Raw genomic sequence first — 14956 nt, 5'->3', positions numbered from 1 at the left:
TATTTCGTCTTCCACCTGGATAGGCAGCTTGGAAGATTCGGTCATCTAAGCGATTGATCGCTTCATTGACTACACTAACAAGGTGATTGGACGGAATATCGTCCTCTAAATCCATTGGCAGATAAAGTTGATCCATGGTATATTGAATATACAAATGAAACCGCTCCTTTTTTAGATGGTTGGTCGTACTTCCATTCTACTAGAGGGCGGTTTCTTTGTGTTATCTGTCTTTGGATGGTATGCACGAAGCAGCGGAGAGAACGAAACGATTCCGGACCAGCGGTAGCGGTCGCCTAAAAGCTTTCCGAAGGAAAGCTAGCACCGGAAGCATATGCCTTTGCCCCCGAATTTCTTCCTTGCTAGAATAATTCCCGGAAATTTGGGGGCAACAGCGAGGGGAGGAACGTTTCGTACGCGGAGCATCTCACAACAACAAACGAGGCCATCCCGCAAGATCCTAGATCTTTTGGGACAGCCCCTTTTCTGAGTTAGATCATGAATGCATCACCAATGGTTACAAGGGTTATTCGACTATGGTGTAAAATAATCCCACACATTTTATGTGCTACAATGGGTAATAAATTTGAAATGATTAGATCAGGGAGGGCGAATATGGATTGGTTGGCTGTACAGCCCTATTACAAAATTCAAAGAGAGATTGGAAGTACGGAACAAATCATGTATGAGGATAACCGGACATTGTATTTGTACCACGATCGGATTGTAACACAGTATCGTGAATTTAAGGTTGCAGATGTATTTGACTTGTCCTATCGTCAGATGGGAGAGGCTGGCGGCTTTCTTTACTTGCATACGAAATTCGGCGTATACTCCTATATGGTAAAAGATAGCCCGGAGCGTTTCATTAAAGCTTTTAAAAATCTGTAACACATATACCCTAGATACCCTAAACGCTTGTTTACTCGTCTAGGTGATACAGAATTCGGATATATTCTCGTGGTAAAAAGAATCGAGTGCTTTCTGTTTCCATTGGATTATGAATGTTTATATTATCATTGTAGCTAAATGGTGAGATCGTAGAATCAGGGTAATGGATCCGGCTGATGTGGTTGTCCAGGAGGACTGCACCCATAAGTAGAACAGCGAATAGCAATACGCAAACTGTGATCTTTCTGATGATCATTCTTTATCACTCCTCACTTAAGAGTGATGCCCAATTGAATTATTTTCATTCATTTTTCTTTTGACAAAAACGCTGAATTTAAGATATACTGATTCACAGTTTGAAGTTGTACGCTAATTACATATGGAAGTAACCGGAGGAGCCTGCCAACAGCGGGCTCTTTTTGCGTTTTTTCGGTCTTACGATCTTTGTATTGGCAATACTAAGGGAAGATTAACATTTTTGGGCTAAGGAGGAATCAACTTGTCGCTGCTTCACGTCGCCATTATGGTACCGATATTTTATGCCGTTCTGGTACCTCTGCTTTACAAGTACATGAAACGAGTACACACAGGATGGTTTATTCTACCTGTTCCTGCCTTATTATTTGCATATTTCATTGGCAGGATCCCTTTTATACAAGATGGGGAAGGTGTACTTTCAACCTTACGGTGGATCCCTTCATTAGGTATTAACTTCACCGTATATCTGGATGGGCTAAGCTTGTTATTTGCTCTCCTGATTACAGGGATTGGTATGCTTGTTGTCTTCTATTCCGTGTTCTATATGGATAAGAACAAAGAAGCAATCCATCGTTTTTATGTTTATCTGCTTCTGTTCATGGGAGCTATGCTCGGCGTTGTGTTATCAGACAACGTATTGGTGCTTTATGGATTTTGGGAATTGACAAGTGTATCGTCTTTTCTTCTAATCGCTTTCTGGCATACGCGTGATCGTTCCAGATACGGAGCATTAAAGTCCATGCTCATCACTGTATTTGGTGGTCTTGCTATGTTTACTGGATTCCTGATGCTATCCATCATGTCAAACAGTATGAGTGTTCGCGAAATCATAGCTAATAGCAGTGAGATGACAAGTCATGGATTATTTATTCCTGCTATGATTCTTATTCTGCTTGGGGCATTTACGAAATCAGCTCAGTTTCCATTTCATATTTGGTTACCTGACGCAATGGAAGCACCTACACCTGTCAGTGCTTATCTTCACTCTGCTACGATGGTTAAAGCAGGACTGTATTTGGTTGCCCGCTTTAGTCCTGTGTTCGCAGGTCAAGCCGAATGGTTCTGGATTGTAACAGCCGTGGGATTAACCACACTCATATACGGCTCAATACGGGCTATTAAACAGACCGATCTTAAAGCTCTACTAGCATTCTCAACCATAAGTCAGTTGGGTCTAATTATGAGCTTGCTAGGTCTTGGTTCCGCTGCCGCCTTTTACTCGGGGAATCCTGACTCCCTCATCTACACAAAAGCAACAACCGCAGCGATCTTCCATCTTATCAATCACGCTACATTTAAGGGTGCATTGTTTATGGTGGTAGGTATCGTTGACCATGAGACAGGTACGCGTGATATCCGCAAGCTTGGCGGCTTGATGTCACTGATGCCCATCACTTTTACGATCGCCGCAATAGGTGCATTCTCGATGGCAGGATTACCACCTTTTAATGGTTTTCTAAGTAAAGAAATGTTCTTTACGGCTGTGCTTCACGCCACCGAAATGAATTTCTGGAATGCGGAGACATGGAGTATTCTCATTCCTGTTGTTGCTTGGGTAGCAAGTGTATTTACATTCCTGTACAGCATGATCTTGGTGTTCAAAACTTTTACAGGGAAGTTTCAACCGAACAAGCTTAATAAGAAACCTCATGAAGCTCCACTCGGCATGCTTATTCCACCGGTGATCTTGGCTTCGCTTGTCGTATTGTTCGGGTTATTCCCAAACATTTTGTCATACTCGTTAATCGAGCCTGCAATGGCAGCTATTATGCCTGATATGCTAACACCTGGTGATAAATTCCTCGTGAAGATTGAGTTCTGGCACGGCTGGACTACAGAGATCTTTATGACGATTGGAGTTATCATTCTAGGGACGATCCTTTACAAGCTCTATGGAAAAGTACGCTTGTTAAACAGACCGTTATTTAACCGAATCACTTTTAATCGCGCTTACGACCGTGGTCTCTCTACATTAGAGCGTGGAGGTCATAAGATTACAGGAACATATATGACTGGATCCATTCGTCACTATGTCATCTATATATTTGCTTTTATGATCGCGCTATTAAGTTACGCTATCGTATATACCGGTGGTATTAAGATCGATACCTCGAATTTTGCGCCTGTGTCGTTCTATGAAGCAATCGTTATTGTCGTACTTGTTGTTTCCGTGCTGGCACTTCTATTTGTCCGCACACGACTTGTAGCGATTATTTTGACCGGTATGTCAGGATATATGGTTACACTGTTCTTTGTTATCTTCAGAGCGCCGGATCTGGCACTCACTCAGATGATTGTAGAGACGGTCTCTGTTATGTTGTTTCTGCTCTGCTTCTATCATTTGCCGAAACTGAAGAAGGAGAAAGTTAAACTTAGTTTCAAATGGACAAATGCGCTCATTTCTGCAGGTGTTGGTATCGTAATGACATTGATTGCATTAGGAGCTTCCAGCGGCAGAATGTTTGAACCCATTTCAGATTTCTTCATCAAAGGAAGTAAAGAACTCGCGGGAGGTAAGAACGTAGTTAACGTTATACTCGTTGACTTCCGTGGATTTGATACGATGCTTGAAATTACGGTACTCTGTGTTGCTGCACTTGCAATATATGCAATGATTAAGATTGATCCAGGTGATGCGATACTGGGACAGAGAGAGCGGAGACTTGATATTCTTCTTCCGAATAGCAACGACGTAATCTTAAGAACCATCTCGAAGATTGTCATTTTTATCGTACTGACATTTGCGCTGTATCTCTTCCTTGCAGGGCATAACAGTACAGGTGGCGGCTTCATTGGAGGGCTCATGACTGCATCTGCCTTAGTGCTTCTATCTATGGCTTTTGGTCTGGATGTAAGCCGAAAGATTGTTCCAGTAAACTACAGAGCAATGGCAGCTGTTGGTCTTCTGATCGCTTACCTTACAGCTATGGGATCATTTTTGTTTGGTGCACCATTCCTCAGCCATGCTTTTAATCATTTTGATCTACCACTGCTTGGTGATACGGAGCTGGCGACCGCTGTATTATTCGACTTAGGTGTATATTTGGCGGTCGTTGGAGTCACCATGACGATTATTTATTCAATTGGGAGGGACGACTAGCCATGGAACTATATATGTCACTTGCCATCGGCGTCTTGTTCGCCGTAGGGGTTTACTTGATTCTCTCCAAAAGTTTACTCCGTATCATTTTGGGAACGTCCCTGCTAACGCATGGAATTCACTTATTGTTGCTCACGACAGCTAGATTGAAGACAGGGGCAGCACCGCTTTTAGGAGAGCAAGCGGAATCTTATGTAGATCCGCTCCCTCAGGCGCTAATACTGACATCCATCGTTATTAGTTTCGGTGTGACATCATTCTTTTTCGTGCTAGCTTATAAGGCATATCAGCGGCTCGGAACAGATGATATGGAAGAGTTGAGGGGGAATGAAGATGAATAACCTGATCGTTCTCCCACTTCTGATCCCTTTATTAACTGCAGTGGTTCTCATATTCCTGCCCAAGCAGGTTAAAGCGCAGCGGTGGATCAGCATAATCAGTGTTGTAATTAATATCATCTCTGTTGTCATTTTGATTGGACAGGTGCAGGACAAGGGAATACAGACTCTTTACATGGGGGGCTGGATGCCGCCTTACGGGATTGTATTTGTAGCGGATATGTTTGCAGCGCTGCTTGTTTTAACGACGCTTGTCGTAGCGGCAGGCTGTCTCTTGTATGCCTTCCGTACGATAGGGGAACAGCGTGAAAAGTATTATTTTTACCCTTTTGTTCAATTCATTCTTGCAGGTGTGATAGGCTCTTTTCTGACGGGTGATCTATTTAACCTGTTTGTATGCTTTGAAGTTATGCTCATCGCTTCGTATGCATTGATTGTACTTGGGGGTACGAAACGGCAGCTTAGGGAGACGCTGAAATATGTGTTGATTAATATCATCTCATCGAGCTTATTTGTCGCAGCGATGGCGTATCTGTATGGAGTAGTGGGTACGCTGAATATGGCTCATTTATCTGTTCGAGTGGCTGAAGCCGGGCAGGGTGGAATCCTGAATGTGATCGCGATCATGTTCTTGATCGTTTTCGCTTTAAAAGCTGGATTATTCCTATTCTTCTGGTTACCGGGTTCATACAGTGTTCCTCCAACGGCTGTAACGGCTTTGTTTGGGGCACTGCTGACAAAGGTCGGATTGTATGCGATCATTCGAACCTTTACGCTTATCTTTTATCACGATCAAGGGTTCACTCATAACATCATTGCATGGATGGCGGCAGCCACGATGATATTAGGTGGACTGGGAGCTGTAGCTTACAAGGATATTCATCGAATTCTCAACTATAACGTGATTATCAGTGTCGGCTTCATCGCTTTTGGTTTAGCGGTGGCCACAAAGGAATCACTAGATGGCACAGTGATGTATCTCATGCATGACATGATTGCAAAAGCATTGATGTTCATTTTGGGAGGGATGATCATTTCTGCCGCAGGCACGAGCAAGCTAAGCGAGATGGGCGGATTGATCAAGCGTTATCCACTCATTGGCTGGATGTTCTTCATCTTGGCGCTAGCGCTCGTTGGTATTCCTCCTCTTAGTGGCTTCCCTGGTAAAGTACTGATGGTACGTGGTGGTCTGAGTGAAGGCGAAATATGGCTGACGATTGTTGCTGTTGCCTCAAGCCTGCTCGTGCTATACTCCTTGATTAAAATGTTTATGGGAGCATTTTGGAAGGAAGATCATTTACTTCCTGTCCGGGATTTGAAAAAGTGGCATAGTACGGCTTACATTTCTGTGATCGGATTGTTCATTTTAGTTATTGGTCTCGGCTTGGGTTCGGAGTGGATCTATTCTTTTGCCGGACAGGCGGGTGAGGTATTAGCGAATCCGTCCATATACATCGATGCTGTATTAAAGGAGTAGTGTAGATGGGCCATCAAATTTTACTAAATCTAATTATTGCCTTTGTCTGGATGTTTCTTTATTCGGACTGGTCTGCTAAGCAATTCATAGTTGGCTACTTGATTGGTGCAGCGCTCATAGGTTTGCTCAATCGGTTTTGGCCACATGATTTTTATCTGCGGAAGTTGTGGGCGGTCATCGCCCTTCTCTTGCTATTCCTGAAGGAACTGTTTAAATCAAGCTTTACGGTCATTGGTCAGATCATTAGACCGAAACTGAATATTCGCCCAGGGATTTTTGAATACGAAACTGAATTGAAGACAGATTGGGAGATTACCGTACTATCCTGTCTAATCTGCTTAACACCGGGGACGCTGACGATGGAAGTCTCACATGATAAAAAGAAGCTGTATATTCACGCGATGGATATCGATGACAAAGGTGAAGTTGTTCAGCAGATCAAAGATAGTTTCGAGAAGGCGATTCTGGAGGTGACACGGTAATGTTGAATACGTTACTTATTATTTCACTTGCCGTCCTGTCTCTTGCTATTCTAGGGTGCTTATATCGGTTAATAAAAGGACCTTCTATGAATGACCGGATTATGTCACTAGATACGATCGGAATTATCTTGCTGTCCATGATCGCTGTACTGTCGATGCTGTTTCGAACAGAAGCATACCTAGACATCATTTTGTTAATTGGTATTCTGACTTTCATAGGCACAACAGCCTTAGCGAGATATATTGAAAGGGGTGATGTCATTGAACGGAGTAACGATGAGTGAAATTGGAGAATTGCTGCTCGGTATCGTGATATTGCTAGGTGCTTTGATAAGCGCTTTAAGTGCGTTCGGGTTAATTCGTCTGCCTGATGTGTACTTGCGTTCACATGCAGCAACGAAAAGCTCAACGCTCGGTGTGCTTCTCATTTTATCAGGTGCATTTCTGTACTTTGCATTTTATGTTGAGCATATTAGCGCAAAGCTTCTGCTTGGCATCATCTTCGTATTTATTACCGCTCCAGTAGCGGGTCATCTTAACGGGAGAGCAGCTTATCGTTCCGGGGTTCCGTTATGGAGTGAGAGTACGAACGATGATCTTCGCCCTGCACTGGAGAAAGAATATAAGGATGTACAGCAAGAGAAGCAAACTGAGCGTACACTTCATAAATAACTTATTGACATCATTTCATCGCATAGCGATAATCACTCTAAAGGAGCTGATCTATTGCTAAGAGTGTGCATGAACCGTAATGAATTCAATTCGCTAGAGGAGCATCGCCTAGGGGATGTCTGTTTTGCCCCATTAATTCAAGCTTTCAAGGAAGCGAGAATGCGGGGGGAGGAAGAGAGTCGTTTCTATGATGGACTGACACATGGTCAGCAGTTATTGTTCATGTACCGTGTATACTACGACCACGTGCATCATTCACCCGAAGAGTTGTTTTGGTGGAGTGCCTACTTTCTGGCTCAACAACCGAAATGGATGGCTTTAAAAGGGAGCTTGCGTTTCTTCGGAGAAGAAGAGGCGTCAGTGCTGCTGGAGAGTATTGAATTCTATCTGAAGGCCAAAGGCTACCCTAGTAGTCTCGAAGGATTCAAGGTATCTCGAACAGACATGGAAGAGGATACAGAGCTGTTGAATTCATTCAGTGCATTCTATGAAAAGTTCTTACAATGTGATGAAGTGATTCATCACAAGTCTGCTCAGTATATTCACACTCACCCTGAGGAATTTGTGCAATTCGTATAATAGAATCAATGCTAAAAGGCCACCTGAGGATAATTTCTCAAGTGGCCTTTCTTCTTTATGAGCGCAAGTTTAATTATGCGTGATGATAACGGTTCTCTAACTTTTTACCGGCGAGCCATAACAGCCAGAGCACACCAACAGCAATGAGTATTCGCCACGGTTGCTGAACAAACCCTTGCCAATCATGACCGATGAAAGCAACCATAAAGATCATGACCGATTTACCTGCCATTACGGCAATAATGAAAGTAGTCATGGATACAGTGCTTATACCCGATGCAACATTGATAAGTGCCGATGGCGTAAATGGGAAACAATAGAGTATGAAAATAGGCGTGAAACCCTTTTCTTCAATCCAGTGAAAGAAACGCTGGGTACCTGGCATACGCTTTTGAATATAGAGTCCAAGCTTACCCCCTAATTTACGTGATAACCAGAAGACTGCGATAGCACCAGCACACACTCCGATCCACGAGAATAGAAACCCCCACCACAAGCCATAGGCGGCTGCATTGCCCATCACAATGACAATAAGAGGTAGAATGGGAAGAAAAGCTTCAATGAAAGAAAGAAGTATGCCTGGAAGGGGACCCAAGCTAGAGTATTCTTGAAGCCAGGATTCGACTTGATTCATATCTATATTTTTCAAAAAGGTAAAAGCTTGCTCAATCCAATCCATCATGATGAGTACGATCTCTCCCTGTCGATACCTGGTTTTTAACTCGCGCCAGTCACTTTATATGTATCTAAGTCTTTAAATTCTTGTATAAAATACAACGAGTTTCATTATAGCATATTAACCTTTGTCGCTGCATCTGAGTTAACTTTGGTAGCGCATTATTTCCTTGTTATGTGTTGTTATGCTTATACTTATGTATAATCATGCACGAACCTAAGGCTCATAATACATTGTTCCGATTTGAACAATGTATCAAATTCCTATATTATTATTAAGTAAAATTTCGATAATTATCGCACTAGCGGTGATATTCTACATTGAAGGAGTCCTAAGTATGGCCAAAACGCATCGAAAACTGTCTATCGGCGAAATCATTAAACGTTTTATTTTTATTACGATCGGGGCTGTAGCCATGGCAGTTGCCCTGGAAATCTTCCTCGTTCCGAATACCATTATTGATGGAGGTATCACGGGTATTTCAATGGTACTATCCAAGATTACCCCTGTTGCACTCGGTGCATTCCTCTTTATCTTTAACTTACCATTTCTGTATATCGGATATAAGCAAATTGGCAAAACGTTTGCGTTATCTGCGTTGTACGGAATTATCGTGCTATCTGTTACGACGGTCTTACTACATGATGTTCAACCGTTTACGAATGAGACAATCCTCGCTGTTCTCTTTGGTGGTCTTATTCTTGGTTTCGGGGTAGGACTTGTTATCCGTTACGGTGGTGCACTTGATGGTACGGAAATCGTGGCCATTCTTCTCTCGAAAAAGCTGCGTCTTCCTGTTGGTCAAATTGTCATGTTTATCAATGTCTTTATTTTTATTGTGGCCGGTTTCGTATTTGGAGCGGATTCCGCAATGTTTTCCATCTTCACATACTACATTGCTGCAAAGGTCATGGATATTGTCGTAGAAGGTTTAGACGAGTCTAAGTCTGTTACGATTATATCAAGCGACTATGAAGAGATATCTGATGCGATCAATGATCGTCTAGGCCGGAGCACAACACTTTTGTATGGTAAAGGTGGATACTCGAAGGAAGAGACTCAAATGATCTATTGTGTAGTCAATAGACTTGAAGTATCTAAGCTGAAAACAGTCGTTCAGGAAATTGATAAGAATGCTTTCATATCCATTCAAAATGTTGCAGATGTTCTCGGTGGAAGCATCGTAAAAAAAGATATTCATTAAACCTCAAAATCCCTGCTTACGTGGATTACCACGAGCAGGGATTTTGTTATATCATACCTTTATTTTCGAACTTCGAAAAATTCGCATTGCTCACGCTTATGATAATCAAGGGAACTGACCCCTGACTGAGTCACGATGGTATCGTCCGTGAAGCGAATCACGATGGTTCCGGAATCGATGAGATGATTATCTTTAAATATCCGTATTTTATATTTGTGATCCACGGCTTCCTGAAAATCTTGATCTGTATTCAAAGGTCTGACAATAGGCATGAGCGCGTATTCTCCTTTATGATTGACATTTATTTTAGAGTGGAGGGTTGGTGTGACATTTGCGACATACAGGGAAATAAGTATCGTTCCCACCAATGACGATCTGTTCGCCAGTGTACACGGGCTTTCCATCTTTTACACGAAGATTCATGATCGCTTTTCGTTCACAAAACCAGCAAATGGTTTTCATTTCCTCAATTTTATCAGCGTAGGTCAGCATGTAGCAACTTCCCTCAAAAAGTTGATTCTGGAAATCGTTCTTAAGTCCAAAGCCCATTACCGGAACGTCTAACTCATCCACGATTCGTACAAGCTGGAGGATGCTGTCTTTGCTCAGGAATTGACACTCATCCACAAGAACACAAAAAGGTTTTGGCTGATGATTGCGTACTATCCCGAATATATCTGTATCTTCCGTAATTGGGGTAGCTTGTCGTCTAAGACCGATGCGAGAGGAAACATAACCAACTTCATCTCGATGATCTAAAGCGGAAGTAAAGATGAGAACAGGTTTGTTCTGCTCTTCGTAATTATGTGCAACCTTCAAGATCTCAATGGATTTACCACTATTCATAGCTCCGTACTTGAAATATAACTGTGCCATTTTTATTTCCTTTCCCGTTAAACATATAAGCCAAATCCTATTTTCTCATTTTCTAACCACATGTGTAAATAACAAATCTTTTGAAAAAAAGTAAAGACTGCCTCGTAGCCATATGGCCACAAAGCAGTCTAATTTATTGAAGCCGGGGATTACCAATTAGCGCAACGGATGATAATAACGAGGAGAATAAAAAGTACCAATTCTGCACTAATACTTGTTTTGACTACAGCAGGAACGACATGCGCTGGAGCACAGCCGTGTGCGTGAACATGCTTATGCCCATGCATATGTCCATGTTCATGCTTTGAATTGGGGTGGACAGCATTCATTAATGGATAATTAGCATTCTCCATCATACCGGATACGTTCGTGTGTGAACCCCAACTCGTATTCATAAGGGCATCTGCATTCGGTGCTCCATGGCCCATTCCTGTATTGCCCATTGATCCACTATATTCTGTCATTAAGGCATCTCCCTTGCAGTTAGATTATGTGTTTATCTTGGGTTATAGTATGAAGTGGAGGACAGATGTACCTGTGCCAATACCCATATGGATTAAAGATTTTTCTGACTTCTTGATTTATCTGTGCATATCTTCGTATTTGTTATAACATATGGAAGGGTGATAACCATAAATTAGTGTTTGTATATGAAGATAGGAGTGATTGTAATTGTCCATTAATATCATCAAGCTCCTGTTTGTTCCTTTAGTGACAGCCTTTGTTGTGATCTCTTCAATTAGTCTTGGTAAACATGTGAATTTGGAAATTTTGCTCATCACTGCTCTATTGTTGATGACAAGTATGGCTCTGGATCGTAAATATCCCAAAATTATCTTCTTTCAGTTTGTTCTTATCGGTGCTTTTCATTACACGAGTCACTTGAATTGGAGTATATTGATTTATTATATTCTGATCATCCATATGATACAGCATAAGGAGAAGTTCAAAGAAACGATAACCATAGGGATGCTTTTGATCCTTCAATTTACCTTAATCCGTTTGACGTACACACCGCTGTCTACATACGCAATACTCGTTTCATTTTTTGATATACTCACTTCTTTTTTTATAATTCTCGCGTTCCATATTATTATAAGAATGGAATCTGAGAAGAAATCATTAACGAAACAGAATGATTACTTAATTAATCATGATCCGCTTACTGGTTTTCTCAACTATGAAGGTTACATGAAGACAGTTCAGCAACTCACGCAGAAGAATAATAGTTTTCAGCTTGTTCTGCTCGACATCAATAACTTCAAATCTTTGAATGCTAAAGACATTGCCTCAGCAAATGAGATACTTATTCATTTCTCACACTCGATTCGAAACCACTTCACGAACATGCTTGCAACCGCTCGATATGCAGGAGACCGATTTGCAATCCTTCTTCCTTCGTCAGACAAGGTGAAAGATTTAATGTCTTTTGATGAGCTAGGTATTCAGGTAACCTACAGTGTGACACATTTTCCTCAAGAAGCACCAACCTTTCAAGAAGTAATTAGCATGGCCGAAGAACGTATATTCCAAATGCGTAGGGAAAGCTGGCTTAAGAGTCAGGAAGAATTTATGCGATCAGCAAAGATGAAAACAGTAGGAGAACTTGCAGCCGGCATGGCTCACGAGATTCGAAATCCATTAACTTCGATTAAGGGATTTATTCAGTTATCCAAAATACAAAACTATAATATTGAGCCTTGGTATGATGTCATTATGGGTGAAATTACGAGGGTCGGTGAGTTGACCGCTGAGTTCCTTCAGTTCTCTAAGCCCCATGTCAGCAACATGAAATTAGACTCCCTGCATTTTTGTATGGCCAGAGTATATTCTTTATGTGAGTCCGAGGCCGCTTCTAGAGGGCATACCTTTACAATGGAAACTCCTGAAGATCAGGCTATGGTGTACATGGATAGAGATAAGGTCATTCAGGTATTGATCAATCTGATCCGTAATGCGTTTCAGGCTATGGAGACCACAGGACACGTTCATTTTTCTTTGAAGGTGGATAAGAAGATAGCTATCATTGAGGTGCAAGATACCGGAAGAGGAATTGCTGCAAGTGATATGGATCAGATTTTTGATCCTTTTTATACAACGAAAGAGGAGGGGACGGGTCTAGGATTGTCGTTATGTCAAAAAATTGTTGAAGATCATGGAGGGGCGATTTACGTACATAGCGAATTAAATATCGGAACCACATTTACGATCCGAATACCGATCTCAGAGGAGAATACAATTACATAATATACAAAAACAAGGTTCCAAGAGTTGACATCACTCTAGGAACCTTGTTTCATATGGATTTACAGTGTAACTTCAACCATCCATCCGAATGGGTCTGGTTTTGTCCCACGCTGAATCCCTGTTAATGTATCATAAAGCTTGCTTGAAACTTCACCGGTTTTTCCATCTGCAATAGTCAGCTGTTCACCACGCCAGTTCAGCTCGCCAATTGGAGAGATTACAGCAGCAGTGCCTGTACCGAATGCTTCTTCAAGAGCACCGCTCTTTGCATCGTTGTACAAATCTTCAATAGACATTGTGCTTTCTTCAACCGGGATATCCCAGTGACGGAGAAGTTGAATAATAGAACTACGAGTAATTCCATCCAGTATACTACCGTTTAGCTTCGGCGTATAAACGGTTCCATTAATCTTGAAGAAGACGTTCATGCTACCAACTTCTTCAATATATTTACGATGAACGCCATCAAGCCATAGCACTTGAGAATAACCTTTTTCTTTGGCAATTTCTTGAGCTTTCAAGCTTGCAGCATAGTTGCCCGCCGTTTTAGCTTCGCCAATACCACCTTTAACTGCACGTACATATTCGTTCTCAACGAATATTTTTACAGGGTTTACTCCCTCAGTGTAGTAGTTGCCAACAGGTGACATAATGATGATGAATTGATAGTGTGTAGAAGCATCAACACCTAGTGCTGGCTGTGTTGCAATTACGAAGGGGCGGACATATAGAGAAGTTCCTGGTTCAGTAGGAATCCAGTCTTGATCAACCGCAATCACTTTTTTTAGGGCTTCAAGCGCCAAATCTTCATCGATGTGTGGTACTCCAAGACGTTCATTTGAACGGTTTAGACGTTGAATATTTCTGTCTGGTCTGAATAAGAGAACTTTACCTTCTTCGGTCTTGAAAGCTTTCAAGCCTTCGAAGATCGTCTGACCGTAGTGAAATACCTTTGCAGCAGGGTCAAGCACAATGGGTTGATAAGGTACGATGCGGGGATCATACCATCCCTTACCTTCGCTATAATCCATAATGAACATGTGGTCGGTAAAATGAATGCCAAAACCAAGCTCGTGTTGAAGCGGTTTTTGTTTTTTCTTCGTTGTTGTTTGGATGTCTATTGTACTAGCCATGATTCCCATCGCTCCCTAAAAATTTATTCTTACATTGAATGCTATCATTTTGAGAGGTATATTTAAAGTATCTATTTTGTTTAAATATCATATCTTTTAGGTATGGGCGGTGGAATGGAACGTGGATATGCGTCAAATGAAGTATTTCCTAGCAATTGCAAGAGAGGGTCAGGTGACAAGGGCAGCGAAGCAATTAAATATGGAACAACCCCCACTTAGCCGTCAATTGAAGCTTATGGAGGAGGAGCTGGGCGTAAGATTGTTTGATCGGACGTCTAAATGCTTGAACCTTACAGATGCAGGGGAGCTTCTTCGGCAAAGAGCAGAAATCTTGCTTGCACAATTTGACGAAACACTTCGAGAAGTTAAAGAGATGGAAGAAGGGGTAAGAGGGGTTCTTTCTCTTGGTTCGGTTGTTTCTTGTATTTCACTACTTCCTAATCGCATTCAGCTTTTTCGAGAATCTTACCCTCAAGTTACGTTTAAAATTATAGAGGGAGATCATGTATACTTAGGAGAACTACTTCAAAAAAGAGTGATTGAATTGGTCGTTGCGAGACTCCCATTTGAGGCGCAGACTCACATCGATCAATATGAAGTGCTTCCACTACCCTCTGATCCTTATGTTGCTGTTATTCCAAGTGCATGGACCCCACAGTTTCACAATCATACGGTTAATATGAAGGAACTAGCGACATTTCCATTCCTTACGCTGAAGACAGAGAAGACTACAAGAATGCATGAGCAGGTTATGAATGAGTGCAAGAGACATGGCTTTGAACCTAATATTATCTGCGAATGTTCAAGTGTGGCGATCATTATGTCCTTAATTGCTAGCGGCATCGGAATCACGATTTTTCCGAAGTCCGTCATGTCATCCTTTCCTGTTAACGTCGTACAAATGCTGGATATAGTGGATGCGGATTTTCAATCCGAAGTAGGGATTGTATGGCTTAAAGATCATTATTTATCGAAGAGTGCACAACGATTTATAAGTAGTTTTAGAGATGAGGAATAATTATACAT

17 protein-coding genes are annotated in these 14956 nt (G+C 41.8%); 11 read left to right on the top strand and 6 right to left on the bottom strand.

All coding sequences use genetic code 11. From position 1 onward, the window contains the following. The first annotated feature begins 612 nt into the window (after positions 1–612). A complete protein-coding gene (locus ACK8P5_RS14790) occupies positions 613–888 on the top strand; it encodes a hypothetical protein (RefSeq protein ID WP_422657035.1) in 276 nt (91 codons plus the stop codon). A 31-nt stretch (positions 889–919) separates the two neighbouring features. Here the strand turns inward: ACK8P5_RS14790 and ACK8P5_RS14785 are convergent, their stop codons facing one another. Next, positions 920–1144 carry a hypothetical protein gene (locus ACK8P5_RS14785; protein ID WP_422657034.1) on the bottom strand — a complete coding sequence of 75 codons (225 nt, stop codon included), beginning with the start codon at positions 1142–1144 and terminating at the stop codon, positions 920–922. Between the two features lie 243 nt (positions 1145–1387). Here ACK8P5_RS14785 and ACK8P5_RS14780 point away from each other — a divergent pair, with 243 nt between their 5' ends. The 7 genes from ACK8P5_RS14780 (at position 1388) to ACK8P5_RS14750 (ending at position 7794) form a co-directional block, all read left to right on the top strand. Next, positions 1388–4246 (top strand): Na+/H+ antiporter subunit A, encoded by a 2859-nt coding sequence (locus ACK8P5_RS14780; RefSeq protein ID WP_422657033.1) that lies wholly within the window; start codon positions 1388–1390, stop codon positions 4244–4246. A 2-nt stretch (positions 4247–4248) separates the two neighbouring features. Further along, on the top strand, positions 4249–4587 hold the full coding sequence (locus ACK8P5_RS14775) for a Na(+)/H(+) antiporter subunit C (protein WP_422657032.1): 339 nt from the start codon (positions 4249–4251) through the stop codon (positions 4585–4587). After that, complete coding sequence (locus ACK8P5_RS14770; RefSeq protein ID WP_422657031.1) at positions 4580–6061, top strand: Na+/H+ antiporter subunit D; 1482 nt, start codon at positions 4580–4582, stop codon at positions 6059–6061. Before ACK8P5_RS14775 ends, ACK8P5_RS14770 begins: the two co-directional genes overlap by 8 nt. 5 nt (positions 6062–6066) lie before the next feature. Beyond that, the gene (locus ACK8P5_RS14765) at positions 6067–6543 is read left to right on the top strand and encodes a Na+/H+ antiporter subunit E (RefSeq protein ID WP_422657030.1); all 477 of its coding nucleotides are present in this window, start codon (positions 6067–6069) and stop codon (positions 6541–6543) included. Continuing rightward, positions 6543–6827 carry a Na(+)/H(+) antiporter subunit F1 gene (locus tag ACK8P5_RS14760; protein ID WP_422657029.1) on the top strand — a complete coding sequence of 95 codons (285 nt, stop codon included), beginning with the start codon at positions 6543–6545 and terminating at the stop codon, positions 6825–6827. Before ACK8P5_RS14765 ends, ACK8P5_RS14760 begins: the two co-directional genes overlap by 1 nt. Continuing rightward, positions 6820–7215, top strand: a complete 396-nt coding sequence (mnhG, locus tag ACK8P5_RS14755; protein ID WP_422661481.1) for a monovalent cation/H(+) antiporter subunit G — start codon at positions 6820–6822, stop codon at positions 7213–7215. The genes ACK8P5_RS14760 and mnhG overlap by 8 nt, the downstream gene beginning before the upstream one ends. Before the next feature lie 69 nt (positions 7216–7284). Continuing rightward, positions 7285–7794 carry a hypothetical protein gene (locus ACK8P5_RS14750; protein ID WP_422657028.1) on the top strand — a complete coding sequence of 170 codons (510 nt, stop codon included), beginning with the start codon at positions 7285–7287 and terminating at the stop codon, positions 7792–7794. Between the two features lie 73 nt (positions 7795–7867). Here the strand turns inward: ACK8P5_RS14750 and ACK8P5_RS14745 are convergent, their stop codons facing one another. Then, complete coding sequence (locus tag ACK8P5_RS14745; RefSeq protein ID WP_422657027.1) at positions 7868–8476, bottom strand: TVP38/TMEM64 family protein; 609 nt, start codon at positions 8474–8476, stop codon at positions 7868–7870. Between the two features lie 331 nt (positions 8477–8807). On the opposite strand from ACK8P5_RS14745, the gene ACK8P5_RS14740 reads away from it, so the two are divergent. Continuing rightward, positions 8808–9674: a YitT family protein gene (locus tag ACK8P5_RS14740; protein WP_422657026.1), complete on the top strand. Its 867-nt coding sequence runs from the start codon at positions 8808–8810 to the stop codon at positions 9672–9674. A 59-nt stretch (positions 9675–9733) separates the two neighbouring features. Here the strand turns inward: ACK8P5_RS14740 and ACK8P5_RS14735 are convergent, their stop codons facing one another. The 3 genes from ACK8P5_RS14735 to ACK8P5_RS14725 form a co-directional block, all read right to left on the bottom strand. Next, complete coding sequence (locus ACK8P5_RS14735) at positions 9734–9946, bottom strand: hypothetical protein (protein WP_422657025.1); 213 nt, start codon at positions 9944–9946, stop codon at positions 9734–9736. 34 nt (positions 9947–9980) lie between these two features. Beyond that, entirely contained in the window at positions 9981–10550 is a 570-nt protein-coding gene (locus ACK8P5_RS14730) for a thymidine kinase (protein WP_422657024.1), read from the bottom strand. A 149-nt stretch (positions 10551–10699) separates the two neighbouring features. Next, positions 10700–11014 (bottom strand): hypothetical protein, encoded by a 315-nt coding sequence (locus ACK8P5_RS14725; RefSeq protein WP_422657023.1) that lies wholly within the window; start codon positions 11012–11014, stop codon positions 10700–10702. A gap of 208 nt (positions 11015–11222) precedes the next feature. Between ACK8P5_RS14725 and ACK8P5_RS14720 the strand changes: the two genes are divergently transcribed. Continuing rightward, positions 11223–12797, top strand: coding sequence for an ATP-binding protein (locus tag ACK8P5_RS14720; protein WP_422657022.1), 1575 nt, complete (start codon positions 11223–11225; stop codon positions 12795–12797). 59 nt (positions 12798–12856) lie between these two features. Here ACK8P5_RS14720 and ACK8P5_RS14715 read toward each other — a convergent pair whose 3' ends face one another. Beyond that, positions 12857–13930, bottom strand: a complete 1074-nt coding sequence (locus ACK8P5_RS14715) for a branched-chain amino acid aminotransferase (RefSeq protein ID WP_422657021.1) — start codon at positions 13928–13930, stop codon at positions 12857–12859. Positions 13931–14051: 121 nt separating this feature from the next. Here ACK8P5_RS14715 and ACK8P5_RS14710 point away from each other — a divergent pair, with 121 nt between their 5' ends. Continuing rightward, positions 14052–14948, top strand: a complete 897-nt coding sequence (locus ACK8P5_RS14710) for a LysR family transcriptional regulator (RefSeq protein WP_422657020.1) — start codon at positions 14052–14054, stop codon at positions 14946–14948. Positions 14949–14956 lie beyond the last annotated feature (8 nt).

It is taken from the genome of Paenibacillus sp. EC2-1 (genome assembly GCF_049311625.1).
Classification (GTDB): Bacteria; Bacillota; Bacilli; order Paenibacillales; family Paenibacillaceae; genus Paenibacillus_AQ.
Note: the sequence above shows the minus strand (reverse complement) of the source record. Positions and strands in the feature narration are given on the sequence as shown.